The organism is Paraburkholderia tuberum STM678, from assembly GCF_902833905.1.
Lineage (GTDB): Bacteria > Pseudomonadota > Gammaproteobacteria > Burkholderiales > Burkholderiaceae > Paraburkholderia > Paraburkholderia tuberum.
Window position 1 is genome coordinate 1 of the sequence record NZ_CADFGP010000085.1, and the last position, 24,060, is coordinate 24,060.

The window sequence follows — 24,060 nt, forward strand, 5'->3', positions numbered from 1 at the left end:
AGATGCCCGCCAATCTCCGCTGACCCTTCTTCCTACCACACAACTTACGCCTCAGAGCACCTCTGAGTGGCGTCGTTGGTGGACCGCATACGTTTCCTCGCATCGCTGTACGACGGCCAGATGCGGAGCCGTAGCAGGCGAGTGTTTCCCGTACATCGTTGGTAGGCCACGCGGCAAGGGCGACAGCACGAGCCCGCCATCCTCGTAGCGCATAGGAACATCGGCGCGTTCCCCGCTTTATGGCGCCGATCGCGCGATGTATCTCGCCCGGCGCAACGGTCGCAACCGTCTGGAAGCCGGCGCGGGCGATTCCAGACCAAACGCTGCAACTCACGCATGGACGGCTCGCACCGCGCCATTCATTTCGATGATTGACTGCTCCGCCAGTCACGCGGCGTCATGCTGAATCGTGAAAAGAACCAGTTCGTAAACGATCCCTGTTGCGTGTAACCCAACAGGGTCGCGACCCGTCCGATTGGATAGCGCGGATTGCTCATGTAACGCACGGCAAGTTCGCGCCGGACTTCCTCGACCAGTTCGGAGAAGCTTGTATTGTCCGATTTCAGTTGGCGCTGCATCGTGCGTACGCTCTGACCCAGATGGCGGGCGACGAGCTCAGTTGTGGCCTGCTCGAGTGGCAGCAGCAGATAGATTGCCTTGCGCACTTCCAGCGCCGCTGAATGCGCACCCGTCATGTTCAGCGGAGCGGCGAGGCTTTCGGCATAGCGCACCAGTTCCGGGTCAGCGGCCGGATTTGGGTAGTCGAGATCGGCGGCAGCGCATACGAACCCGTTGAAATCACTGCTGAACTCCAGCGGACAGCCGAAGAAGCGTCGATGAAATGTCAGGTCTGCGGGTCTTGCGTGAGTGAAATGGACTGCGCGTGGTTTCCAGTAGTTGCCGAGAAGGGCGCTCGAATGTCGCGCGAGGACACCGAGCGCAAGTTCTATCGCCTGTCTCGTCGGCGTGCCAGGTTCAACGACGAGTTCCTCGCGAATGGTGACCGTTTGGCCTGCGTCCTCGACGTAGACGGCCAGCGCCTCGTTGAGCAGGTGCCGATATTCGGCTGCGGCGAGCAGCACCTCGCGCAGCGTGCGCTTATGCGCGAGCAGGACATTGACCATGCCGGTACCGAACTTCTGCCGGGTTTCAGCCATTTGCAGTGCAAGAGTCGGGCACGCCCCCTTTTCGGCCGAGAGTTCCATCAGGCGGCAGCAGGCGGCGGCCGGAACGCGATCGTCCGGATTGGCTAGAGCCGCGGCGTCGATCCCCACCTGCTGCGCGAGCTCGACCGGGTTCAGCCCGAGCCGCCGCATCACGTCGAAGTACCCGCTCATCGCTACCGACCGCAGCATCGTTTCCATCGCTTTCCCCTCCGCTTCCGACAAGCTGCGCCTCACTCCCGGTCATGGCATGCCCGCTCCGCGCAAACACTGGCGTTAACACCGAGTGGCATGGACCGCTAAAACGATGGCGTCTATTCATAAAAGTGTAACCCGCGATTGCCGTATCGTGCCATCAGGAAGGTTCGTTATGTTCCGACCAGCTTACGCGCGATCTGTCGCGGCACGGCAAGCCAGTCACCCATATCTGGAGATAAAAGATGCAATTTCTCGACGATTCGCTGCACCCTGAGAATCACGACAAGGTAGTCATCACCACAGCGCCGTACGGCCCGGAATGGATGCCCGAGGACTTCCCGGAAGACATCCCCGTGACGATGGACGAGCAGATCCAGAAGGCCGTCGATTGCTATAACGCCGGCGCCACGGTCCTGCACCTGCACGTGCGCGAACTGGACGGCAAGGGCTCGAAGCGCCTGTCGAAGTTCAATGAACTGATCGCGGGTGTGCGCGCGGCAGTGCCCGACATGATCATTCAGGTCGGTGGCTCGATCTCGTTCGCACCGGAAGACGACGGACAAGCCGCGAAGTGGCTGTCCGACGATACGCGCCATATGCTGGCCGATCTCGATCCGAAGCCCGATCAGGTGACGGTCGCGATCAACACCACGCAGATGAACATCATGGAGCTGCTCTATCCGGAGTATCTGGCAGGCACCTCGCTTTCCAATCCCGCGTTCATGGCCGCCTATAGTGAAATGACGGTGCCGGCTGGCCCCGCCTGGGTCGAGGAACACCTGCGCCGCCTGCAGGCTTCGGGCATCCAGCCGCACTTCCAGCTCACGGGCATCCACGCGCTCGAAACGCTCGAGCGCCTCGTGCGCAAGGGCGTGTACAAGGGCCCGCTGAACCTGACATGGATCGGTATCGGTGGCGGCTTCGACGGCCCCAATCCATTCAACTTCTTCAACTTCGTGCATCGCGCGCCGGATGGCTGCACGCTCACCGCCGAGTCGCTGCTGAAGAACGTGCTGCCGTTCAACATGATGGCCATGTCGATGGGCCTGCATCCGCGCTGCGGCATCGAGGACACGATCATCGACCAGCACGGCAAGCGCTTCTCGTCGGTGCAGCAGATCGAGCAGTGCGTGCGCGTTGCGCGTGAACTCGGCCGCGAGATCGCCAGCGGCAAGGAAGCACGCGAGATCTATCGCATCGGCGTGCAGTACGAGACGGTCGAAGAGACGCTGGCCGCCAACGGCATGGCGCCGAACCGCAAGACCGGCGTGAAGAACCTGCCGCTGCGCGCGGCGTGACGGATTGGAACCCGGCCGACCGCTTCAGCGGATACCGGGTTTCAAAGGGAGGACTCCTCGGCAAGCGCCGGGGAGGGTAACGGGGCATCCATAATCGGTCCCTTTGCCCTGACGGGCAAAGACGGCTGCAAACGAGATAGACGGGAAGGAGACAAACCATGCTCATGCAACATGCCGAGCCCACCGCGGGCGGCGTTTCAGCAGCACAATCGGACGTGCCCACCTATGCGTGGGTCGTGTTTGCGTTGACGGTCGGGTTGCTGCTCTCCGACTACATGTCGCGGCAGGTGTTGAATGCGGTGTTTCCGCTGTTGAAGGCCACATGGAACCTTTCCGACACACAGCTGGGTTCGCTTAGCAGTGTGGTCGCGCTGATGGTCGGCGTCCTGACTTTCCCGCTGTCGGTGCTCGCCGATCGCTGGGGCCGGGTGAAGAGCATCGTGCTGATGGCCGCTCTGTGGAGTCTCGCGACACTGGGGTGCTCGCTCTCGAGCAACTACGGTGAAATGCTGCTCGCGCGCGCTTTCGTCGGCATCGGCGAAGCCGCGTATGGCAGCGTCGGTCTCGCGCTTGTCCTGAGCATCTTCCCGGCACGTCTGCGCTCCACGCTCACGGGCACCTTCATGGCGGGCGGGGCGTTCGGCTCGGTGACGGGCATGGCTGTCGGCGGCGGGGTCGCGGCTCATTTGGGCTGGCGCCCGGCCTTCGGTGCCATGGCGGCATTGGGGATGATCCTGGTCATCGTCTACCGGATTGTCGTCACTGAAAAACGGCTCGCACCGCTGAAGTCGGAAACCGTGGGCGCGCAGGCAACAGGGTTCGGCGTACGCATGAGTTTCAAGACGCTGATGAAGGGGCTTTTCTCGACGAAGTCTGTCGTGTGTGCCTATGTCGGCAGCGGTATCCATCTGCTTGTTCCCGCGGCAGTGTGGGCGTGGATGCCGAGCTTCCTGAATCGCTATTACGGCATGGCCACCGGCAAGGCTGCGATGGCCGCTGCAGCGTTTGTGCTGGTGACGGGCGTTGGCATGGTGGTATGTGGAAACCTTGCCGACCGCCTCAGCAAGAACTCGCGAGAAAAGAAGTGGGCCGCCGCGATCGCTTACTGTGTGACCTGCTTCACGCTGCTCGCGATCGGTTTCCGCCTGCCGGCGGGTACGTTGCAGCTCGTGGTGATCGGCGCCGGCATGTTCTTCAGCGCAGGCGCGAGCGGCCCGTCGGGTGCGATGGTGGCTAACCTCACCCCGCCGTCGATTCACGCATCGGCGTTTGCGACCCTGACGCTGGCGAACAATTTTCTCGGTCTGGCTCCCGCAGCCGTCCTGACGGGGATTGTCGCCGACCGGATCGGGCTGCTCGGCGCGTTGCAACTCGTTCCGTTTGCGCCCCTCATTGCGGCTACCGCATTTTTCATCGGCAAGCGGAACTATGCCGTCGACCTGGATCGCCTGAACGCGCTGCGTGAGCAGGCCGTGCGCTGAGCGGAACTCTCACCCCCGGCGCCGTTCGCTCGCTTACCACGCGACGGCGCCGGTCGTTGAAGGATTTGCGTGATATTGCAACTTGTTTAGACACAACACTGATCTGGCAAAGACACCTACGGTAGGTCGAAATTTTCCGCCGCAGGCGTAGTCGATTTTGCAGTTTGAGTAACGAATAGGAGATTCAGCGTGGCAAAGGCAGTACGCTTTCATGAAACCGGTGGTCCGGAAGTCTTGCGCTATGAGGACGTTGAAGTGGGCGACCCCGGCCTCGGCGAGGTGCGCTTGCGCCAGGAGGCCGTAGGCCTGAATTTCGCCGACACCTATTTCCGCAGCGGCCTTTACCCGGTTCCGCTGCCTTCAGGCATGGGCGTCGAGGCCGCAGGCGTGGTTGAGGCAGTCGGTGCCGATGTAACGAACGTCGCGGTCGGCGATCGTGTGACGTACACCGGCTTCATCAATACGCTTGGCGCCTACAGCACCGAACGCCTGATCCCGGCCGCGCCACTCATCAAGCTGCCCGACGCGATCTCATGCGAGACGGCTGCCGGTATGACCATGCGAGGCCTGACCTCGTCGTATCTGATGCGCCGCATTTACGACTTCAAGGCGGGTGACACCGTCCTGCTGCATGCGGCCGCCGGCGGTGTGGGCCTGATCGTGTCGCAATGGGCGAAGCTGCTGGGTCTCACCGTGATCGGCACGGTTTCGACCGAAGCCAAGGGCGAGGTGGCCCGCGCCCATGGCTGCGACCACATCATCTATTACGGCCGGGAAGACGTCGCGAAGCGAGTGCGCGAACTGACCAGCGGCGCCGGCGTGAGCGTGGTGTTCGACAGCGTCGGCAAGGACACCTTCGAAGGGTCGCTCGATTCGCTCAAGCGCCGCGGCCTGATGGTCTGCGTCGGCACCGCTTCGGGCCCGATTCCGCCGTTCAATCCGCAGATTCTGGCGATGAAGGGCTCGCTCCACCTGACCCGCCCGGCGCTGGCCGACTACATTGCCGACCCCGCCGAGAAGAACGAGCTCGCCGGTGAAATTTTCGGGCACATCGCCTCGGGACGCATCAAGATCGAGCTGAATCAGCGCTACGCGCTCGAGGATGCAGCGCAAGCCCACCTGGACCTGGAATCCCGCAAGACGACGGGTTCGTCGGTCTTCGTCATTTGAGGAGCTAGCCATGCGAGTCGAACAATTGACATATGCGATCGGCGCCGAACTGGTTGGAGTGAATCTCGCCGATGCGATCCGCGATGAGGGCCTGTTTGGCGAGATCCGGGCGGCACTGCTGAAACACCGGGTGCTGTTTCTCCGCGACCAGGACATCTCGCGCGCCGAGCACGTGGCATTTGCGCGCCGCTTCGGCGAACTGGAAGACCATCCGGTCGCGGGCAGCGATCCCGAGCATCCGGCCCTCGTGCGCATCGACAAGACCCCGGATCAGCCGAACGACCGGTACGAAAACGCGTGGCACGCGGATGCCACCTGGCGCGAAGCGCCGCAGTTCGGCGCGGTCCTGCGCTGTGTAGAGTGTCCGCCGGTCGGGGGCGACACGATGTGGGCAAATATGGCCCTCGCTTACGAGAACCTGCCGGACCACATCAAGACCCAGATCGCGGACCTGCGTGCCCGCCACAGCATCGAGGCGAGCTTCGGCGCGGTAATGCCGATCGAAAAACGCCTTGCGCTGAAGGCCCAGTATCCGGACGCGGAGCACCCGGTCGTGCGCACGCACCCGGAGACCGGCGAGAAGGTGCTGTTCGTGAGCGCCTTCACCACTCATTTCACCAACTATCACACGCCGGCACGGGTGCGCTTCGGGCAGGACGCCAATCCGGGCGCGGGCGACCTGCTGCGCTATCTGATCAGCCAGGCCTATATCCCCGAGTACCAGGTGCGCTGGCGCTGGCAGCCCAATAGCGTGGCGATCTGGGACAACCGCAGCACGCAGCACTACGCGGTGATGGACTACCCGCCGTGCCATCGCAAAATGGAACGCGCCGGCATCATCGGCGACAAGCCGTACTGAACTAGCAGGTAGCTTCCCATGAATTACGAATTGAAACCGACCATTCTGATGGTGCCCGGCTTGCGCGACCACGTCGCGGAACACTGGCAAACCCTGTTGGAGCAGAAGTTGCCCAAGGCGCTCTCGGTGCCGCCGCTCGAGCACGACAAGCTCAGTTGCGCGGCGCGCGTTGCGGCGCTCGACGCGGCCCTCGCGAAAATCGACGGCCCGGTTATCCTGGTCGCGCACAGCGCGGGCGTGATGATTGCGGTGCATTGGGCGCAGCAGCACAGCCGCAAGATTCACGGCGCGCTGCTTGCCGCTCCGGCCGACCTCGAGACGCCGCTGCCGGCCGGCTATCCGGCCATCGATGCGCTGGCCCAGAACGGCTGGCAGTCGATCCCGCGCAAACCGCTGCCGTTCCCGAGCATCGTCGGCGCCAGTCGCAACGATCCGCTCGCGCAGTTCGAGCGGGTGTCCGCGATGGCAAAAGACTGGGGCAGCCGCCTCGTCGACCTCGGCGAAGTGGGTCACCTCAACCCCGCCGCGGGCTTTGGTGAATGGCCGATGGCAGAGAGCCTGATCCATGAACTCATCTGACCCGAAGCGCGCCACCCAGCCAGGCATTGAGACGGCCGAGCGTCCCCCCATGACGATCGAGGTGTTCTTCGATTTCATCTGCCCGTGGTGTCTGATCGGCAAACGCAATATGGACGCGGCCGTGCGCCGCTTTGCCGGGTTGCGGCCCGATGTGCCGCTGGCGGTGCTGTGGCGCTCCCATCAACTCCTTCCCGATACGCCGCTCAATGGCAAGGATTACCAGGCGTTCTATCTTGATCGCCTGGGTAGTCCCGAGGCGGTGGCGGCAAGGCGCGCGCAGGTGCAGCGCGCAGGCTACCACGCCGGCGTCGAATTTGCGTTCGACCGGATCGGCGTGCTGCCCAACACCGCTGCCGCGCACCAGCTCGTTGCTTATGCAGCCAGCCGCGGCAGCGAGGCCCAACTAGCCTCATTGATCGATCGCATGTTCACCGCCTACTTCATGGAAGGCGAGAACATTGGTGAGCCGCGGATCCTTGAGCAGCTCGGACTCGAGTGCGGTCTGGACTACGCAGGCCTGACAGATCATCTGGCCGAATCGGGCCGGCACATGTTGCACTCCAGCCATCGCGTGAACGGCGTTCCGCACTTTGTGTTCAACGCCGGCTACGCGCTTTCGGGAGCCCATTCTCCCGACGCGATCTTCGAAGCCATGGTGCTGGCGGTCCGAGACTAAAGGAACGCAGAGTGTCACGTCAGATATCGGTTGGAACGGTCGATGAACTCGCACCAGGGCAACGCAAGCTGGCCTTCATCGATGGCCGCAGCATTGTCCTGTTCAACATCGCCGGCGCGATCCACGCAATTGATAACTCGTGTCCCCACAACGGTGCGTCGCTCGCGAGCGGTCAACTGGAGGGATGCATGCTGCGCTGTCCGGCGCACGGCCTGCGCTTTGACTTGCGCACGGGATCCATGGCGGGGGCGGGCGGCCTGAGCCTGACGACTTTCCCGGTCCGGGCCGTTGACGGACAACTGGTCGTGAGTCTCGACGGGCCCGCCGCCAGTCCGACACATGCATGAGGGTGCGACGACGACATCCAGGCGCGGGACCATACAACTATTCAGGAGAAAGGGATGCAAGGTTTGATGATGCAGCAACCGTTACTGGTCGCTTCGCTGCTCGCGCACGCTGAACGCCATCACGGCGGACAAGAAATCGTGTCTCGACGTGTCGAAGGGGACATTCACCGGTATCGGTATCGGGATCTTGCGCAACGCGCGCGCCGCATGGCAAACGTCCTGGAAGGCCTCGGCGTCAAGCCGGGCGAGCGGGTAGGGACGCTGGCGTGGAACGGTTACCGGCACATGGAGTTGTACTTCGCCGTGTCGGGATCCGGGTCCGTGCTGCATACGCTCAACCCCCGACTGCACGTCGACCAGCTCGCGTACATCATTGAGCATGCGGAAGATCGCGTCGTATTCTTTGACGCGACGTTTCTGCCGCTGATCGAGAGCGTTGCGCCGCGCGTTAAAAGCCCCAAGGTATTCGTGGCGATGACTGATCGCGCGCACATGCCGCAAGCGAACGACCTGACCGGCATGCTGATGTGCTACGAGGATCTGCTCGAGCTGCACGACGACGTTTTCGAATGGCCGCTGCTCGATGAAAACAGCGCGTCATCGCTGTGCTACACGTCGGGCACCACCGGCAATCCGAAGGGTGTGCTGTACAGCCACCGCTCGACCCTCCTGCACACGTACGCGGCGGCGCTGCCCGACTCGCTCAACTGTTCGGCACGCGACGTGATCCTGCCGGTCGTGCCGATGTTCCATGTGAACGCGTGGGGGTTGCCATACATCGCCTGCATGGTCGGCGCGAAGCTGGTGTTCCCGGGTCCGGCGCTGGACGGCAAGTCGCTTTACGAACTGATCGAGGCGGAACAGGTCACCCTGTCCGCGGGCGTCCCGACGGTCTGGCAAGGCCTGCTCACGCACGTCGGCGAGCGGCAGGAGACCTTCGCGTCGATGCGGCGCACGATTATCGGCGGCGCCCCTTGTCCGACGGCGATGACCGCGCAGTTTCAGGAGCGTTATCAGGTCGACGTACTACACGCATGGGGCATGACGGAATTGAGCCCGGTGGGCACGGTTTGCAGTTTTAAGCCGCATCAGTTGTCGTTGTCCACCGAGGAGCGCTACACGGTTCAGGCGAAGCAGGGACGCTCGGTGTTCGGCATCGACATGAAGATCGTCGGCCCGGACGGCGAAGCGCTGCCGTGGGACGGCCACGCGGCCGGCGACCTGCTGGTGCGCGGCCAGTGGGTCACGCGGCAGTATTTCGGCGCCGGCGACGGCGACGCGTCGCCGCTGCGCGACGGCTGGTTCCCGACCGGCGACGTGGCAAAGATCGATCCAGACGGCTTCATGCAGATCACCGACCGCAGCAAGGACGTCATCAAGTCTGGCGGCGAATGGATAAGTTCCACCGACATCGAGAATGTCGCCTGCCTGCATCCGGAAGTTGCCACTGCGGTGTGCATCGCCGCGCGGCATCCAAAGTGGGACGAACGGCCGCTACTGTTGATCGTGAAGAAGCCCGGCAGTGCTCTGGGCGGCGGCGAGATGCTCGCGTTCTTCGACGGCCGCGTTGCGAAATGGTGGACACCCGACGCGGTGGTGTTCGTCGAGTCAGTTCCGCTGGGCGCGACCGGCAAGGTCCTCAAGAACCAGTTGCGGGACCAGTATCGGGACTACTACCTGTCGGCCTGACACGCCGACCCGGCAGCAACATGGCTTGCTTCGAGCAACAATCACGAAAGCCGCCGGGTCCACCCCGCCGCGCCACCCGGAGGAGAAAGCACGAAATCGAAGTTGAGCAGCACGGCGGCGCGCCGAACTTGGGGCACGTCTATCAACTCAAGGACGGCGGCATCATTTCCAGCTACTGGGGCCTCAAGGGAAGCGAAGAGGTCGGCGGCGGCTACAAGATCAACTTCAAGCTGCAGGGGACGTTCAACACCATGAACGGCAAGTTTGGCCTGGCCGACACCCAGGGCACGACCGCGATTTTCAACCAGTTCGCGACGATCGGGGCATCCGGTCCGTTCGGCACGTTCGACGCCGGCCGGCGGATCACCCCGATGATCTACGCGATGGCGGAGACTGACGTGCGTGGCGCCCAGTATTTCGGCAGTATCCTGACTGCGTGGCTGGGCATGAATCAGGCGGCCGGATGGCCCGGCACCAGCACGAACACCCCGATCGGCGCCCTTTATGACAGCAATGCGCTGGTCTACAATTCGCCGAAATTCTATGGGACGTCGCTTGCGCTCGAGTACGCGCCGGGCGGGGTCGCGGGCCAGTTCCAGGGCGGCACGCGCGAGTCGGCGGTTCTCAAGTTCTCGAACTACGGTCTGAATCTGTCGGCCGTGTATTACAACGGGCATGACACCAATCCGTTCCCGCTGACCTATCCCGCCGCTCCGGCTGTGTCCGCAACGGGTCTTGCCAACAATCGCTTCATCTATTTCGGTGCGCTGTACACGATTGACCGATTTTCGATATCCGGTTCGTACAGCATCGGCAAGAACCCGGCGAAGAGTAACAGCTTGAACCAGACGATCATCCATGGTGCCCTCGTAGCGCCGGGCGTATCTACCACGGCAGCCATGATCGGCATCCGCCACACCTTCTGATTCCACCACCCCTCCACAACTGGAGCAATTGATGCAGAACAACAAGACATTCAGGATGGCTGTCGGAACATTGATGGTTGCAACGTCCATCACCACATGGGCCCAAAACGGCGAAACCGCCAGTGCGGCGAGCGCGTCGGCGATGGCGGCGTCGGGCACCGCGGCGCCGGCCACCGGAAGAAAAGCGAATCGTGCCCTTCGCCGGAAGATTTATGCCGCGATCGGGAAGCACAAGGAGATCAGCGCCGGAAATATCAGTGTTACGGCAAAAGACGGCGCAGTGACGCTGAATGGCACCGTCACGGAGGCTTCCCAGGTCGACAAGGTCGCGGAAATCGCGAAGGGTGTTCCAGGAGTCACTTCGGTGGCCAACAAGCTTACGGTGCGCAAACCATTCGGCGGCATGTAAGCTTGCTGTCGCCAGCCCATGAGGACTCGGCCCCGGCGACTTCTCACCATCCGTGTATCCGGGCGCGAAACTTGGGAGTGGGGGCCGCGCGATTTATTTGGCTCCCGGCGCGCCCGGCCCGGTATGTGGCCGCTCAGGCGTCGGTGAATGGTTGATTGATAAAGCAGCCTTGAGCCGGCAGCCTACGAGCAATACGCGGGCCGCCTGAAATCAGATGGCCTCCCATCCGTGGGCCGCGAGAATCTTGTCCAGCAGGTAACGCAGCGCCTCGCTTTCCGGCTCGCTGAGACACTGGTAAAGCTCTGTGTCCCGCCGATCAATCGTGGGGGCAACCTTTTTGAAGATTTTGCGTCCGTCGGATGTCAGCGAAATGATCACGCTGCGTCCATCCTGGTCGCTGGCCGTGCGCCCGAGAAACCCCTTGGCGAGCAGGGCATCAACTGTGCGACTCGCCTGACTCTTGTCCAGATTGGCGCGGCGGGAAATGTCCCTGATGGTCTGCGGGCCGAACGTACCGAGCACGCCGATGATGCTTGCCTCCGGATAGGGCACGCCAAGTTTCTCTCGGGATAATTCGGCGCTCATGCGATCGGCGATTTTGTTTAACGCCTTTATTCGGTAGGTCAGGGATTCGTGAGGTCCGGACTCGATGATCGACATGATGTCATTCAGAAATGGATGAAACGCAAGGTTGCGGGATGCAAGCCCATTATCTTGCCCGGACCCACGCAGGCGGTCAAATTTTACGCGCGGAGCCGCTTGGCTTCGCAGGCGATCTATGTGGCGCCGGCCGCTTGGCCAAGAGTGCCCCGTGTCGGACGTTAGTGCCCCTTGTAAGTCAGTCCGGAAAGAGCAAAGCCGCCTCGCGCGCGCGGGCGGCTTCGGATTGAGACGGAAGACAGCACCGAGGTTCGCGAGCAGACGGCTCGCGAACCCGGTTCCAAAATCAGAAGGAGTGGCGGATCCCCACGTTGCCTGCGGCGGTGTTCTTCCCCACTGCCACCGGGCTGCCGTAGGTAATCTCCTGGTTCATCGCGCCGCGGTTGGAGACGTAGCCTACCTGAGCGTAAAGCGACGTCCTCTTGGAAAGGTTGTAGTTGCCGCCCAGCACGTACAGGGTCGACTGGTTCTGGTTGTGCTTCTCGTCCTTCACGTAGTAGACGCCCGACGTGATGTCGAACGAGGGGCTAAAGCGATACCCGATACCGCCCGTCAACATGTCGAAGTCGCCCGAGATCGCGCCAATCGCGGGATTCCCGTTTGGAGCTGCCGGGTTGCGCCCGTTGCTCCACGAGCCGGACACGGACAGGCCGCGCCACGTGTACTTCGCGCCCAGGTACACGAAGCGGTTGTTGTTGAGGCCGGTCGCCGGATGGAGCGGGGTGGGACTGGCGCCAAGATAAGGGTTGGCGTCATGGCCGTTGTAGTAGACTGCGTCGGCATTCAGACCGAAGTTCGAGTACTTGAGCACGGCGGATTCGCGCGTGCCGCCTTGGAACGCGCCCGGCGTACCGCCCGGTGCGTACTGGAGCGCGGCCGACAGACCATGGAAAGACGGCGAGTTATACACGATCGCATTGTCGTCATAAAGTGCGCCGATCTGGCCGTTCGTGCTCGTGCCTGGCCAGCCAGCCGCCGTGTTCATGGTCAACCATGCGGTCAGGACGCTGCCGAAGTACTGTGCGTTGCGCACATCCGTTTCCGCCATCGCGTAAGCCATTGGCGCGAACTGGCGACCGACATCGATCCGGCCGAACGGCCCCGACACGCCGACCGTCGTGACCTGCGTGAACATCGAACTTGCTCCCGGCGAGCTGGCCAGCCCGGACTTGCCGTTGCCGCTGTTAAACGTGCCCTGGAGCTTGAAGTTGACCTTGTAGCCGGCGCCGATGTCTTCCGTGCCCCTCAACCCGAAGATGCTCGCATAGACACCGCCGTCCTTGAACTGGAACACGTGGCCCAGGTTCGGGTTTGCTTTTGCATTCGGCAGAAAGTTTGCTGCCGAAGTGTTCTGCCAGAGCAGGCCCGAGTCAACTGCGCCATAGAGCGTCACCGATGACTGCGCGTGCGCGGATGCCGCGAACGCGAGAAGTGCTGCGGCTCCGGTAATCCTCAACTTCATGTGGTCTCCTGCGTAGCGTTGTTCAACCCTTAGGTACAGAACGCCCGTGCAACATATGGGCGCTGCATGTCTAGAGGAGCATACGTACAGCCACGCAGCTCGACTCCCCCCACCCTTGGGGGGGAGGGTTATCGGCAATACCGGGGCGCGGTAAGCGCTGGCCAGCCATATCCGGCACGGCTTTCGCGGCATCCTCAAGGCGACCGCGCACTGCCGGAAGGGGGCGACACCGCCTATCCGTGTTGCAACTTGGTGACAGAAAATGACGGGTTGCGGATATTTCGATCGATGGTTGCGATAACAACCACCATGGAAGCGTCCCAACGTATAAAGAGAAAAGGACCCGAGCCGGATCCATGGGCTAACCATGTCGCCCTTGGGACGGCGCCAGCGCGGCTTGTCGATTTAATTGACATCGCAACCGTCAGGGTCGCGCGGAATGGTGTCGCCTCTCTTCAGCTGTGGTTCCGGGGTGCTTCCCCCGTTCAGGTTTCCTGCAGCAGGCCCAGTAGCTGCGCGCGGCGCACGATTTGCCGGCGCGACGTCGCGTCGAGTTTGATGAAGAGGTTTTTCATATGCCACTTGACTGTCTCCTGGCCGACGCCCATCGCGAGTGCGATCTCCTTGTTGGTGAGGTGGCGGCTAGTCAGCTCCAGCACACTGCGCTCCTTCGGCGTCAGTACCATGCTGGGCGCTACGCGCGGCTCGGCATCCCGCCCTGGCGCGGGTGAAACGGCAACGGTTGGCGGCAGGGGTGGGCCGACATCGGCGAGGCGCGGCGCGCCATCCGCTCCGCGCTCATGCAACCATTCCGCGAACGCCGGATGAAGGTCGGGCGCCGTGAGACTCATTCCGTATGCCGCGCCCAGATCCACGGCCTCGCGCAGCAGGGCGGTTCCGCATTTGCCGAGACGGTCCAGCACGAAAGCGTGCAACGTAAGCAGATCGACGCCGACCGCGCCCAGCTTCATCGCCTCGGTGTCTTGCTGGGCCAACGCGAGAGCACGGTCGGCGGCAGTCCAGTCCTGCTCGGCAATTGCCACGAAAGCCTGCGCAATATGCTGATGCAGGAGCAGCGCACGACGCTTGAGGGGAGAATCGGCGGTGGCATGTTCCGCGACAATCTGTTCCAGTCGGCGAGCGAGCGTGCGGCAGGACGCCGAGCGGAAGCGACCACTGTGGAGCCTGATCTGTTCGGTCAGGCTCGCCACGCATAGCCTCGGCATGCGCCGCGCGGTGCCGATTGCATGGAGTGTCTCGAGCAGGTCGAAGGCCCGGTGCTCCGCGCCGGTGGCCGATGAGACCCGCGCGGCGGTGCGATAGGCGAAAATCACCGCGTCGGGTGTTCCGCTGCGTTCGAGCACATCCAGCCGGTTTGCCAGCAACGCGGCCGCTTCATTAAAATCGCCGCGTTTGAAACGTGTGGTGGCGAGCAGCGCGGCCATCATGCAGGAAAACGGGTGCCGGCGGCCAAGGTCGTCGTCTGCCTGGACAAGGGCCGGGCGCAGCGTGCGCTCGGCCGATAGCATCTGCCCCTGGAGCAGATAGCCGAGGCCCGTCGTGTAAGCGCGCCAGCGAACCACGTACCGATAGGCAGCGCTGGCATTCCCGCGCGGCATGTGCCGCCGGAGCTGGCGGGCCTTCGCGTACTCGCCCTCCATGACAGCTCGCACGGCGAGTCGGTTCGCATGAACCTGCAGGAGCCACGAGTCACTGACGGGCGGTATATCACCCCAGCGATCGAGCAGTCGCGCGGCCCGGTCTGGCTCATCCGCGAAATAGGCGGCTGCGCTCAGAATGAGATCGATCTCGTAGCGCATCGCCTCGTCAGGCTCTGTGCTGCGCAGAATAGCCTGCGCCTGCTCTTCCGCCTCCTGCTGACGGTCGCTCTGCGCCAGCGCCCATGCCATGGCAAGCCGCAGGCGCGGATGGCGATCCAGGACAGGCTCCGGTAGCCATTCGAGCCATTCCAGTACAGCTACAAGTTGACCCTGAGTTACCGCATCGTGCAGCGATCCTTGCGCGAGCGTGTAGGCGGTTTCCTCCTGCCCGCACGCTAGCGCGTGGCGTGCCGCAGCTTCGGTCATGCCGTGGTCCGCCAGCCAATGCATCGCGCGGCGGTGCAGCTCACTGTGCGTTGCAGGCGGCAGGATAGTCAGATGCGCGCGTATTGCTTCACGTGCCATCGAGTGCATGCGATACCACTGACCGCGTCCTTGAGCACTGAAAAAGAGCGGCGTTTCGCGAGCGAGGCGCAAGAGCCGCTGCTTCGCATCCTTGGCTCCGGTGAGGGCTTCGCACAAATCTTCGTGCAGCAGGTCGACAATCGAAATACGGGTGAGGAACTCGGTGTCCTCGCTGCTTAGCCGTTCAAGGAGCGCCGTAATGAATTGCTCACGAATGCCGCCGGTGCTGCTGGCAAAGGCGTCGATACTCGCGACCGGGTCATCGCTGTCAGCGATCGCAGCAAGGGCAATCTGCAAGCCGAGTGGCCAGCCTTCCGCGATGTCGTGTAATCTGGCGCTCGCCTCAGCATCGGCATCGACCACGGCGCCCAACCGGCTGCCGATCAGCGCGATCGTTTCATCGAGGCGAAAGCGAAGCGCCGCGGCATCCACCGCTGCACACTGGCCATAGGGGCTCAGGCGTGCGATGACCTTCTCGAATCCAGCGCGCGAGGCAATCACGATGCGCAGGTTGGCCGGCAGATTCTCAAGCAGGTAGATGAGCGCTTCCAGACTAGCCTGCGGCAACTGCTCCGCTTCGTCGAGTATCAGCACAATATCGAGCGCGGTGCGAGCCACTTCGGCCAGCCATGCTGTGACTCCTTCAATCGGTGCATCTGGCAACGCGCCCCCTTCAAGCAGGCGTCTGCCGAATGCTGTGCGCCCTGATCCGGAGCGGACTGCCAGCGTCAGGCTCGCGAGCAGGCGCCTGGGGTCGTCGTGGCCGTCAATCGAGACCCACGCCACAGCGCTGCCGTGCATCAGGTATTCCTGGCGCCACTGGATCAACAGGGATGTCTTGCCGAACCCCGGCGGCGCCTGCACGATGGTCACGGCGCAATTGCGGAAACGCTCGCAGTCCGAGCTCAGGCGCGCGCGGGCAAGCATGTGCCGCGGCGCACGGGGCGGGCTGATCTTCAGGGTCGCTTCGGGGTTCGCGACAGATTGTTGATTGGTCATCCGATTTGGGCCGATAGTACCGTTGCCGAACGTGCCGACGTTCACGGGAGGCGGGCAGGCTGAAAGGCCTGCTGATTATATAACGGACCCTGTCCGGCGCTTTTTACGCATTTAGCGTGTTCTGCGGTCCGTTCCCCCCCAACCAATGGGGGGGATTTTTCGCACGATTTTTCCTATCATGGCGGCTCGATGACCAACGAAAGACTACATGCTGCATCATCTCGGCGTATCCATTGATTCGAGCGATCACTGCTCGGAGGCGGCCATACAGGCGCTACAGTTTGCGAGCGCAAATAGCGCGCGGATCAGCCTTTGGTACGCGCAAGGCGTGCCGGATGGTCCGCTGGATCAGCTACGTCGCGAGCACAGGGCGAGCGAAGCTCTGGCCCGGGTGGAAGCCGCCGCGCATGCAATGGGTATACCGACCCGGGCCGGGGCGCTCTTCGCCGCGCAGCCTGCACACGAGCTCCTGAATGCAGCGCAAATCGCCGGATGCGACGCTATTGTTATCGTTAGTGAACCCAAGCGGCTTGCTGAAAACGGGACAGCGACGATCGATATGCTCTCGCACGCATCCGTTCCGGTTTTGACGTTCGGGAGCGGCTGCCTGCCGCCTCGCATTGCCGCCCTTGAACTGCTACATACCGAATACCAGCGACTTATCACCTTATTATTCAAATGGCTCTTCCTTTTGAGCAGCCCAGATCCGCTGCGACAGCGAACGCTGGACCCATATCGGGCGGGCATGCAGGCGGTTGTCGACCACGTGCGCGACACCCTGCATCCACTGCGATGCTGTAAGGAGGCCTGGTTTTTCGGCCCGCTTCGGCAACGCATTGACGACGTGCGCGCTGAAATAGATGAACTCCTGCTTCTTGGACAGCGCGAAGACAAACTGCTTGACGATCTTGAGTCGAAGATCGCGCAGCCGCTGGACAGCGAGTCCGCGGTGGCCGCCCTCGCGGTAGCGCTTGAGCAATACGCACGGCAATTATGGGCCGCCCGGGGACGGGAACTAGGAGTCATACTGCCGGCGGCACGGCGCCATCTGTCGGCGTCGGACTGGGACAGGCTTCATTCCGGATTCGTCAAGACATGCGGTGGCAGCGCAAGAACGACAGGACGGTTTAAAAGTTTGAGCGTTGCCTTCTGCGCGGCCGCGCAAGACGGTACGAGCCAAGGGTTTGCGGCGAACCTCGATCTGGGCGGTTGAATGTCGACTCGAAACCAGACAGCGGAGATGGCAGAGCAGGAGCCTGGCACCGGGACGATCGTCGTACTCGTCGCGGGACTGTCCATGCTCGGTCAGTTTGCGATCGCCACGTATTTGCCCGCGTTTTCTGCCATGGCGCAGGCGCTACATGCCAGTCCGACGCAAATCCAGCGGTCGTTGTCAGCCTACCTGCTGCCATTCGCAATGATGATTCCCTGGCACGGCGCAATCTCCGACGCAACGGGCCGTCGCCGGATGATTCTGCTCGGCAACGCGCTGTTCACGGTCGGGTCGCTGATGTGCGCGGCCGCCCCAGGCATTTCGCTGCTTTATGCCGGACGGGCGCTGCAAGGCATGAGCGCCGGGGCCGGTGTAATTATCGGCCGGGCAATGGTGCGTGACGTCTTTCATGGGACCGACGCACAGAAAATCATGGCGCTGGTCGCGATGATCTTCGCGCTTGCGCCCGCGCTCGCGCCCGTCTGTGGCGGCTGGTTGCTGCTCTGGACCGGGTGGCGCGGCATCTTCATCTTCCTCGCGATACTGTCGGCATCGCTGCTGGTGATCAGCTGGTTTCTCGTGCCCGAGACCCTGCCGCCGTCCCGCCGCCACCCCTTGCATCCGGTTGCACTCGCGGGGGCCTACGCAACCCTGTTCGCGAACCCACGCTTCGTTGCGCTCGCATTCGCCAACGCGGCGGTCAATCTTGGCATCTACCTCTATGTGCTGGCTGCGCCAACCTTCGTGGTGAAGCATCTTGGCCTCGGCGCGCAGTCCTTCGGCTATCTTTTTGTGCCTATCGTGGTGGGCCTGATCGCCGGCGCGGCCATCGCACACCGTATCGCCGGGCAGGGCAGTCCGGTGCGTAGCGTGATGCTTGGCCATATGGTGATGATCGCCGCCGGCGTCATCAACATCGGCGTCAACGCGGTGCACGCATCGCCATTGCCGTGGAGTCTGGTGGCGCTGCCCATCTTTGCGGCCGGCATGATGATCACCCAGCCCAGTCTGCAAGTGATGGCTCTTGACTGTTTCCCGGAGCGGCGCGGGCTGGCGTCCAGCTGTTATGTCACCGTCCAGCAATTCGGAAACTTCCTGTCCTCCGCATTGCTCGTGCCGATACTGCTCGGCAGCACACTCTACATGGCTTTGGGCATGGCGATCTTGCAATGCCTGGGTTTGCTGATGTTCTGCATCGCAAGGCGTGAAGGGGGGATTGAGCGATCGCCAGTCAATGCAGCGGATTGTGGATCTGTCAACGATATGGCGTCGCCGGCGGCGACGGCCGCCGACTCCATTCCGCGAATTTCCGGGACAGGCCGGTCATTCGCGGCGCCACTTCGAGACACTGCAACCGAAGCGACCCGAGAACCATCTCGAAAAAGCGCTCAATGAAGCGAAGCCCAGCAGCGTCGCCACATCTGACAGCGGCCGTTCGCGGTTCTCAACGTATCGGGTCGCCAGATCGACCCGAACCGCATCGACGATGGTCGAGTAGCTGTGACCGTGATAGACCAGATGACGGTACATGGTCTTGCGGTCCACGCCAAGCTCCTGCGCCACACGTTCGGCTACGCACGCTCCTGTGGGCAGCAGCGCGAACACCAGCTTTCTGACTTTCTCGGGCATCGTCGCGTCCGACTGGGCCATTTTCGCATCGAGGAACTCCCGCGCATGAGGAGCCAAGGCCGGGTCATACGACATGATCGCTGCATCGAGATCCGCTTCGGCCAATACGAGGCCGTCGAAGTCCTGGTTGAACAGAACCGACGTACCGACAAACAAGCGCCGGTGGGTGGCCAGGCTGACCGGCGCGCTGTGCGTAAAACAGATGCCGCGAGGCTTCCAGCCCGCTCCAAGGAGCTGCTTGAGTATCCGGTACATCACGCAAACGCCGAGCTCGACGGATTGCCGCAGCGATCCTCGCGCATCTATCAGTTCTTGACTGAAAATCGCCACGCCGTCCGCTTCCTCGATGCGCAAGACCAGCGATTCGTTGTGCAAGCCGAAATAGCGCACCAGCGAATTCAAGGCCTTGCGCAGCGTTGGTTCCTCGCGCAGGGCAATAGCCAGCGGTCCAAGGTTCTCCAGTTGACGGGTCTCGGCCATGCGTAGTCCGAAGTCCTCGACGCCCGCAACCTGGGCGGACTCCTCGAGCAGGTGCCTGACGGATTTCGCCGCGATCTTGATGTCCGGATCCAGTAACGCCGATTTGCTGATGCCGACCTTGCGCAACTGCCGATAGGGATCCAGACCGGAAGCGCGTGCAACCTCGACATAGTTCGTCAGGGTTGAGCTTCTCAGCAGGTTCAGCATAGGGGGTCTCCACGTATGCCCCAAAATGTAAAATCGATGCCCCGGAATGTCAAGTTGGCGCTCTCTCCTTCGCGGATACTTTGTCCCATCCGCCGTACCCATCGAGGAGACACAAATGCAATTTCTAGACGATTCCCTGCACCCGGAAAACATGGACAAAGTGGTCATTACGGTGGCCCCGTATGGACCCGAGTGGATGCCGGAAGACTTCCCGGAAGACATTCCGGTGACCATGCAAGAACAGATCGACAAGGCCGTGGAATGCTACGAAGCCGGCGCCACCGTGGTGCACCTGCACGTACGTGAACCCGACGGCAAGGGCTCCAAGCGCCTGTCCATGTTCAATGAACTGATCGCCGGCGTGCGCAAGGCGGTGCCCGACATGATCATCCAGGTCGGAGGCTCCATTTCATTCGCGCCGGAAGACGAGGGCCAGGCCGCCAAGTGGCTGTCGGACGATACCCGTCACGCGTTGGCCGATCTTGACCCGAAGCCGGACCAGGTGACCGTGGCGATCAATACCATCCAGATGAACATCATGGAATTGATCTACCCGGAATACTATAAAGGCACCTCGCTCGACAAGCCGGCTGTGATCGAGGCCTACAGTGAAATGATTGTTCCCGCCGGCCCGGCATGGGTGGAAGAGCACCTGCGCCGCCTGCAGAAAGCCGGCATCCAGCCGCATTTCCAACTGGTCGGCATGCATGCGCTTGAATCGCTGGACCGTCTGGTGCGTCGCGGTGTCTACACGGGTCCGCTGAACCTGACCTGCATCGGCATCGGCGGCGGTCATCATGGCCCGCATCCGTACAATCTGTTCGACTTCATCCAGCGTGCACCGGACGGCTGCACGATTACCGCCGAATCGCTGTTCAAGAACGTGCTTCCGTGGAACACGATGGCGCTGGCCATGGGCCTGCACGCCCGCTGCGGCATCGAGGACACCCTGATCGACCAGCACGGCAAGCGCATGACCTCGGTGCAGCAGGTTCGGCAAACCGTGCGCATCGCCCAGGAACTGGGCCGCGAGATCGCCAACGGCAAGGAAGCAAAGAAAATCTACCGCATCGGCACCTGGTACAAAGCGGCCGACGAAACCCTGGCCGCCAACGGCATGACGCCGAACCGCAAACCGGGTGAGAAAAACGTTCCGCTGCGCGCTGCGTGACGTCAGACGTGCGAGTTCATCCCGACGGTGCCGGCGTGGTGCGCCGGCACCTGCGGCTCCGTCTTCACGCTAATAGAAGGCGGACATGACACTCCAGAACAAAGTCATCATCACCTGCGCCGTGACGGGCGCGATCCATACTCCTTCAATGTCGCCTTACCTGCCGGTGACGCCCGAGGAGATCACCGACGCGGCGGTCGAGGCCTGCGAGGCAGGCGCAGCCATCGTCCATCTGCATGCGCGCGATCCACAGACGGGCAAACCTGATCAGCGTCCGGAGGCCTTCACGCCCTTCCTGAAATCGATCAAGCAGCGAAGTCCCGCCATCCTCAACCTGACTACAGGCGGCTCGCCCTACATGGCGGTGCAGGAGCGCATGCAGCCGGCCAAACTGTTCAAGCCCGAAATCGCCTCGATGAATATGGGCACCATGAATTTCGGACTTTTTCCCATGCTTAACCGCTTCAACGAGTTCAAGCACGAGTGGGAGCGTCCTTACCTGGAAGGCAGCAAGGAGCTGATCTTCCGCAACACCTACGGTGACCTGGAAACCGTGTTCAAGGAACTGGGCCCGAACAACACGCGCTATGAGTTCGAGTGCTACGACACGGCGCATCTGTACAACGTTGCACATTTCGCCGAGCGCGGCCTGATCAAAGCGCCTTTCTTCATCCAGACAGTGTTCGGCATCCTCGGCGGCATCGGTGCACACCCGGACGACGTGATGCATATGAAGCGCACCGCCGACCGCCTGTTCGGCGGGGAATATCACTGGTCGGTGCTCGGTGCCGGCGCGAGCCAGATGAAAATCGCGGCGATGGCGGCTTCCATGGGTGGCCATGTGCGCGTGGGGCTGGAAGACAGTCTATGGCTGGGTAAAGGCAAGCTTGCCAAAAGCAATGCCGAGCAGGTGAGGAAGGTGCGCCAGATTCTCGAAGGACTGGGCCTGGAGGTCGCCACGCCCGATGAAGCGCGCGAAATTTTGCAGCTCAAGGGCGCGGACCAGGTCGCGCTTTGATGGATCTGAGGACAATGCACCCACCTCAGTACACAAGCTGCATGGAAGGTACACGTGACGCGGTCCACGTCCGCCACTTCGTCGCAGCGCAATCAATCATGGGACTGATCGGGAAGAGTCAATGAACAAATATGTACTGGTCACCGGAACATCCACAGGCATCGGCTACGACGCCGCGCGCGAACTGATCGCCAACGGCTGTCACGTCTTTGGCAGCGTACGCAGCGTCGAGGATGGCGAACGGGTAGGTCATGCGCTGGGCGACGGCTTTAGTCCGCTCGTCTTTGACGTGACCGACGAAGACGCCATCGCTGCGGCCGTCGCAACGGTCGAAGCTATGGTTGGCTCACACGGTTTGACGGGTCTGGTCAACAACGCGGGGATCGCGCCTGTCGGACCGTTGATGCACATGCCGGTCAGCGATTTCAAGCGTCTCCTCGATATCAACGTTACAGGTGTCTTGCGCGTCACCCAGGCGTTTCTGCCGTTGCTCGGTGCCAAACGGGGATCCGCCCATCCGCCGGGGCGCATCGTGAACGTCAGTTCGAATGCCGGCTGCGTCGCCACACCCATGGCTGTGGCCTATTCCACATCGAAGTTTGCGGTGGAAGCGATGACTGATGGCTTGCGTCGAGAGCTGTCAATTTACGGAATTCATGTGGCGGCGATCGAACCCGGTCCGATTCGCACCCCCATCTGGGATAAGGCCCGTCGGTCCGACGTGTATTCACGCTACGCCGCCACCGATTTTTCTGCGGCGATGGAGGCGATGGAAAAAGTCGGGAACGTGGCGGCGATCCGTGGGCAGCCGGTGGAGACGGTCAGCGCGGTCATTCGCGACGCATTGCTCAAACCGAGGCCGAAGGCGCGTTATCCGCTCAATCCGATGTGGCATATCAGCAAGTTCCTGCCCACCCGTCTGTTGGACAAGGCATTGTGCCGGAGATTTAACCTGCGGACTGGTTAGACTCTGCCGCATTAACGCCTGATGGAAGACATTTGGGCCACTAAGCGTTTTGCGGCGCGACAGGACATCTAGCGGGAATCCGCGCGAAATGAGCGGCCAGGACCGGGGCGCCCCCGTCTTGGAAAGCAGGCAGAAACCGAGCGGCTGCGCCGAGAATACTCAACGGTGCGACCACTCGCGCGCGCTGACGCCCCGTCCGGAGATCCGTGCGACTTCAAGCCTCGATTCGGGCGGCCCTCTCGCGATACGGGAGCCGGAATTGAAAAGCGAAAAGGACCCGCGGCAACTGAACTGGCGAGCCGCAGCGCCCTGAAACGAAGTCGCACGTACACCCTGGAGAGGCCGGGAAGCCAGCCTTCACCGACTATCCGACGAGTCGGCTACTGCTGAATCGGCGCTGTCTCGGCGCGTCGTTGCGCGACGAGGCGCCCAGCAGATAGAGCATTCTCGGGGTAGTAGTACCATTCTTGCGGATTGAAACCGGCGGCAAACCACTCGTTAAGTTCGGCGATTACCTGAGCGCGTGCTTTGGGGGCCGATGGATCATACGATTGCATTGAGGGTTGCCCATACGCCGAGGCCACAGACGACGCACCGAGCAGCGCAATCAGCGCCGGGCGAGAGTAGGTGTTCATGACATGAGCCTCGAAAAGGGGGAGACCGTTTTATTTTAGGCGGTCCCTGCCGAAACGCACCCCCAATTGTCAGCCAGAAACCTCTGACTTATGCGTCAACGGCGACTTGAGGTACGTGCCCGCGACCCATCGGGCCAAGCGATTGCCTGCTTCAACCACGTGCAGGGTCTGTGCGCTCGCAAGCTGTCCGTCCAGGACGCGCAACACCGCCGCGGTCGCGCCATGCGGGCCGAGATGGAAGCCCCCGTCTGCAATCGCGTGGCGAATCGCAATTTCGAGGTGCGCTTCCGCATCCCGGTAAAAGACCTCACTAGCGCATCCGTAGCCCAGCTTCCCCAAGCAATAGGACAGGTAGACGGCGCGCGTCAGTTCGTCCATCGACGTCAGCGTCCCGCCCGTGCCGCGGCATGTAGCTAGCGCCAGATGGTAGCCGAGCGAGATCGAGCAAACATGCTTCGCCGACAACGGCAGAAGCATTGTCTTCGGGAGGTGCGTCCGCATTCGCGGACTGCCGGAACGGCGGGAACGGGGCATCGGGAGGTGAGCGTCCTAATCTTACTGTGTCACAAAAATTGATTTGCAGCAAGGTAATACCTGGTAGTATTAAATAATACAGACTTCGGGCGATCGCGATGAGA

At 62.2% G+C, this 24,060-nt stretch carries 22 protein-coding genes; 15 read left to right on the forward strand and 7 right to left on the reverse strand.

Going from position 1 to position 24,060, the window contains the following annotated elements:
- Positions 1–359 precede the first annotated feature (359 nt).
- On the reverse strand, positions 360–1,364 hold the full coding sequence (locus HWY30_RS37315; RefSeq protein WP_090811429.1) for an AraC family transcriptional regulator: 1,005 nt from the start codon (positions 1,362–1,364) through the stop codon (positions 360–362).
- A 239-nt stretch (positions 1,365–1,603) separates the two neighbouring features.
- On the opposite strand from HWY30_RS37315, the gene HWY30_RS37320 reads away from it, so the two are divergent.
- The 10 genes from HWY30_RS37320 to HWY30_RS37365 all read left to right on the forward strand — a co-directional run bounded on the left by HWY30_RS37320 (position 1,604) and on the right by HWY30_RS37365 (position 10,795).
- Positions 1,604–2,659: a beta-keto acid cleavage family enzyme gene (locus tag HWY30_RS37320; RefSeq protein WP_090811427.1), complete on the forward strand. Its 1,056-nt coding sequence runs from the start codon at positions 1,604–1,606 to the stop codon at positions 2,657–2,659.
- Between the two features lie 158 nt (positions 2,660–2,817).
- On the forward strand, positions 2,818–4,140 hold the full coding sequence (locus tag HWY30_RS37325; protein WP_090811425.1) for an MFS transporter: 1,323 nt from the start codon (positions 2,818–2,820) through the stop codon (positions 4,138–4,140).
- Between the two features lie 189 nt (positions 4,141–4,329).
- The gene (locus tag HWY30_RS37330; RefSeq protein WP_090811423.1) at positions 4,330–5,310 is read left to right on the forward strand and encodes a quinone oxidoreductase family protein; all 981 of its coding nucleotides are present in this window, start codon (positions 4,330–4,332) and stop codon (positions 5,308–5,310) included.
- Between the two features lie 10 nt (positions 5,311–5,320).
- Positions 5,321–6,169: a TauD/TfdA dioxygenase family protein gene (locus HWY30_RS37335; protein ID WP_090811422.1), complete on the forward strand. Its 849-nt coding sequence runs from the start codon at positions 5,321–5,323 to the stop codon at positions 6,167–6,169.
- Between the two features lie 18 nt (positions 6,170–6,187).
- Complete coding sequence (locus HWY30_RS37340; RefSeq protein WP_090811420.1) at positions 6,188–6,748, forward strand: RBBP9/YdeN family alpha/beta hydrolase; 561 nt, start codon at positions 6,188–6,190, stop codon at positions 6,746–6,748.
- Complete coding sequence (locus HWY30_RS37345; protein WP_090811418.1) at positions 6,735–7,424, forward strand: DsbA family oxidoreductase; 690 nt, start codon at positions 6,735–6,737, stop codon at positions 7,422–7,424. Before HWY30_RS37340 ends, HWY30_RS37345 begins: the two co-directional genes overlap by 14 nt.
- Before the next feature lie 11 nt (positions 7,425–7,435).
- Positions 7,436–7,771, forward strand: coding sequence for a Rieske (2Fe-2S) protein (locus HWY30_RS37350; RefSeq protein ID WP_090811416.1), 336 nt, complete (start codon positions 7,436–7,438; stop codon positions 7,769–7,771).
- A gap of 54 nt (positions 7,772–7,825) precedes the next feature.
- Entirely contained in the window at positions 7,826–9,460 is a 1,635-nt protein-coding gene (locus HWY30_RS37355; RefSeq protein WP_090811414.1) for a 3-(methylthio)propionyl-CoA ligase, read from the forward strand.
- A gap of 20 nt (positions 9,461–9,480) precedes the next feature.
- Complete coding sequence (locus HWY30_RS37360; protein ID WP_090811412.1) at positions 9,481–10,386, forward strand: porin; 906 nt, start codon at positions 9,481–9,483, stop codon at positions 10,384–10,386.
- A gap of 31 nt (positions 10,387–10,417) precedes the next feature.
- On the forward strand, positions 10,418–10,795 hold the full coding sequence (locus HWY30_RS37365; protein ID WP_090811410.1) for a BON domain-containing protein: 378 nt from the start codon (positions 10,418–10,420) through the stop codon (positions 10,793–10,795).
- A gap of 210 nt (positions 10,796–11,005) precedes the next feature.
- Here the strand turns inward: HWY30_RS37365 and HWY30_RS37370 are convergent, their stop codons facing one another.
- The 3 genes from HWY30_RS37370 to HWY30_RS37380 form a co-directional block, all read right to left on the reverse strand.
- Positions 11,006–11,455: a MarR family winged helix-turn-helix transcriptional regulator gene (locus HWY30_RS37370; RefSeq protein WP_090811408.1), complete on the reverse strand. Its 450-nt coding sequence runs from the start codon at positions 11,453–11,455 to the stop codon at positions 11,006–11,008.
- Between the two features lie 286 nt (positions 11,456–11,741).
- Positions 11,742–12,917 (reverse strand): porin, encoded by a 1,176-nt coding sequence (locus HWY30_RS37375; protein ID WP_090811406.1) that lies wholly within the window; start codon positions 12,915–12,917, stop codon positions 11,742–11,744.
- A gap of 485 nt (positions 12,918–13,402) precedes the next feature.
- The gene (locus HWY30_RS37380) at positions 13,403–16,102 is read right to left on the reverse strand and encodes a winged helix-turn-helix domain-containing protein (RefSeq protein ID WP_090811935.1); all 2,700 of its coding nucleotides are present in this window, start codon (positions 16,100–16,102) and stop codon (positions 13,403–13,405) included.
- Between the two features lie 208 nt (positions 16,103–16,310).
- Between HWY30_RS37380 and HWY30_RS37385 the strand changes: the two genes are divergently transcribed.
- Positions 16,311–17,315 (forward strand): universal stress protein, encoded by a 1,005-nt coding sequence (locus HWY30_RS37385; protein WP_090811404.1) that lies wholly within the window; start codon positions 16,311–16,313, stop codon positions 17,313–17,315.
- 27 nt (positions 17,316–17,342) lie between these two features.
- Positions 17,343–18,710: a multidrug effflux MFS transporter gene (locus HWY30_RS37390; RefSeq protein WP_090811402.1), complete on the forward strand. Its 1,368-nt coding sequence runs from the start codon at positions 17,343–17,345 to the stop codon at positions 18,708–18,710.
- Here the strand turns inward: HWY30_RS37390 and HWY30_RS37395 are convergent.
- Positions 18,639–19,631 carry an AraC family transcriptional regulator gene (locus tag HWY30_RS37395; RefSeq protein ID WP_090811400.1) on the reverse strand — a complete coding sequence of 331 codons (993 nt, stop codon included), beginning with the start codon at positions 19,629–19,631 and terminating at the stop codon, positions 18,639–18,641. The two genes, HWY30_RS37390 and HWY30_RS37395, sit on opposite strands and share 72 nt — an antisense overlap.
- Positions 19,632–19,746: 115 nt before the next feature.
- Here HWY30_RS37395 and HWY30_RS37400 point away from each other — a divergent pair, with 115 nt between their 5' ends.
- The 3 genes from HWY30_RS37400 to HWY30_RS37410 all read left to right on the forward strand — a co-directional run bounded on the left by HWY30_RS37400 (position 19,747) and on the right by HWY30_RS37410 (position 22,787).
- A complete protein-coding gene (locus HWY30_RS37400; RefSeq protein ID WP_090811398.1) occupies positions 19,747–20,802 on the forward strand; it encodes a beta-keto acid cleavage family enzyme in 1,056 nt (351 codons plus the stop codon).
- Between the two features lie 85 nt (positions 20,803–20,887).
- Complete coding sequence (gene kce, locus HWY30_RS37405; RefSeq protein WP_090811396.1) at positions 20,888–21,820, forward strand: 3,5-dioxohexanoate:acetyl-CoA acetone transferase; 933 nt, start codon at positions 20,888–20,890, stop codon at positions 21,818–21,820.
- 121 nt (positions 21,821–21,941) lie between these two features.
- A complete protein-coding gene (locus HWY30_RS37410; RefSeq protein ID WP_090811394.1) occupies positions 21,942–22,787 on the forward strand; it encodes an SDR family oxidoreductase in 846 nt (281 codons plus the stop codon).
- 380 nt (positions 22,788–23,167) lie between these two features.
- Here HWY30_RS37410 and HWY30_RS37415 read toward each other — a convergent pair whose 3' ends face one another.
- Both HWY30_RS37415 and HWY30_RS37420 read right to left on the reverse strand, forming a co-directional pair.
- Positions 23,168–23,422, reverse strand: coding sequence for a DUF4148 domain-containing protein (locus HWY30_RS37415; protein ID WP_090811392.1), 255 nt, complete (start codon positions 23,420–23,422; stop codon positions 23,168–23,170).
- 69 nt (positions 23,423–23,491) lie between these two features.
- Complete coding sequence (locus HWY30_RS37420; RefSeq protein WP_143037305.1) at positions 23,492–23,899, reverse strand: hypothetical protein; 408 nt, start codon at positions 23,897–23,899, stop codon at positions 23,492–23,494.
- Between the last annotated feature and the right edge of the window lie 161 nt (positions 23,900–24,060).

What these genes read in the sequence shown, in the direction of transcription:
- HWY30_RS37375 (WP_090811406.1), bottom strand. Translation starts at nt 12,917, where the DNA reads ATGAAGTTGAGGATTACCGGAGCCGCAGCACTTCTCGCGTTCGCGGCA.
- HWY30_RS37415 (WP_090811392.1), bottom strand. Translation starts at nt 23,422, where the DNA reads ATGAACACCTACTCTCGCCCGGCGCTGATTGCGCTGCTCGGTGCGTCG.
- HWY30_RS37355 (WP_090811414.1), top strand. Translation starts at nt 7,826, where the DNA reads ATGCAAGGTTTGATGATGCAGCAACCGTTACTGGTCGCTTCGCTGCTC.
- HWY30_RS37400 (WP_090811398.1), top strand. Translation starts at nt 19,747, where the DNA reads ATGCAATTTCTAGACGATTCCCTGCACCCGGAAAACATGGACAAAGTG.
- kce (WP_090811396.1), top strand. Translation starts at nt 20,888, where the DNA reads ATGACACTCCAGAACAAAGTCATCATCACCTGCGCCGTGACGGGCGCG.
- HWY30_RS37345 (WP_090811418.1), top strand. Translation starts at nt 6,735, where the DNA reads ATGAACTCATCTGACCCGAAGCGCGCCACCCAGCCAGGCATTGAGACG.
- HWY30_RS37315 (WP_090811429.1), bottom strand. Translation starts at nt 1,364, where the DNA reads ATGGAAACGATGCTGCGGTCGGTAGCGATGAGCGGGTACTTCGACGTG.
- HWY30_RS37325 (WP_090811425.1), top strand. Translation starts at nt 2,818, where the DNA reads ATGCTCATGCAACATGCCGAGCCCACCGCGGGCGGCGTTTCAGCAGCA.
- HWY30_RS37340 (WP_090811420.1), top strand. Translation starts at nt 6,188, where the DNA reads ATGAATTACGAATTGAAACCGACCATTCTGATGGTGCCCGGCTTGCGC.
- HWY30_RS37395 (WP_090811400.1), bottom strand. Translation starts at nt 19,631, where the DNA reads ATGCTGAACCTGCTGAGAAGCTCAACCCTGACGAACTATGTCGAGGTT.
- HWY30_RS37385 (WP_090811404.1), top strand. Translation starts at nt 16,311, where the DNA reads ATGCTGCATCATCTCGGCGTATCCATTGATTCGAGCGATCACTGCTCG.
- HWY30_RS37420 (WP_143037305.1), bottom strand. Translation starts at nt 23,899, where the DNA reads ATGCTTCTGCCGTTGTCGGCGAAGCATGTTTGCTCGATCTCGCTCGGC.
- HWY30_RS37320 (WP_090811427.1), top strand. Translation starts at nt 1,604, where the DNA reads ATGCAATTTCTCGACGATTCGCTGCACCCTGAGAATCACGACAAGGTA.
- HWY30_RS37335 (WP_090811422.1), top strand. Translation starts at nt 5,321, where the DNA reads ATGCGAGTCGAACAATTGACATATGCGATCGGCGCCGAACTGGTTGGA.
- HWY30_RS37365 (WP_090811410.1), top strand. Translation starts at nt 10,418, where the DNA reads ATGCAGAACAACAAGACATTCAGGATGGCTGTCGGAACATTGATGGTT.
- HWY30_RS37370 (WP_090811408.1), bottom strand. Translation starts at nt 11,455, where the DNA reads ATGTCGATCATCGAGTCCGGACCTCACGAATCCCTGACCTACCGAATA.
- HWY30_RS37380 (WP_090811935.1), bottom strand. Translation starts at nt 16,102, where the DNA reads ATGACCAATCAACAATCTGTCGCGAACCCCGAAGCGACCCTGAAGATC.
- HWY30_RS37360 (WP_090811412.1), top strand. Translation starts at nt 9,481, where the DNA reads ATGGCTTGCTTCGAGCAACAATCACGAAAGCCGCCGGGTCCACCCCGC.
- HWY30_RS37410 (WP_090811394.1), top strand. Translation starts at nt 21,942, where the DNA reads ATGAACAAATATGTACTGGTCACCGGAACATCCACAGGCATCGGCTAC.
- HWY30_RS37390 (WP_090811402.1), top strand. Translation starts at nt 17,343, where the DNA reads ATGGCAGAGCAGGAGCCTGGCACCGGGACGATCGTCGTACTCGTCGCG.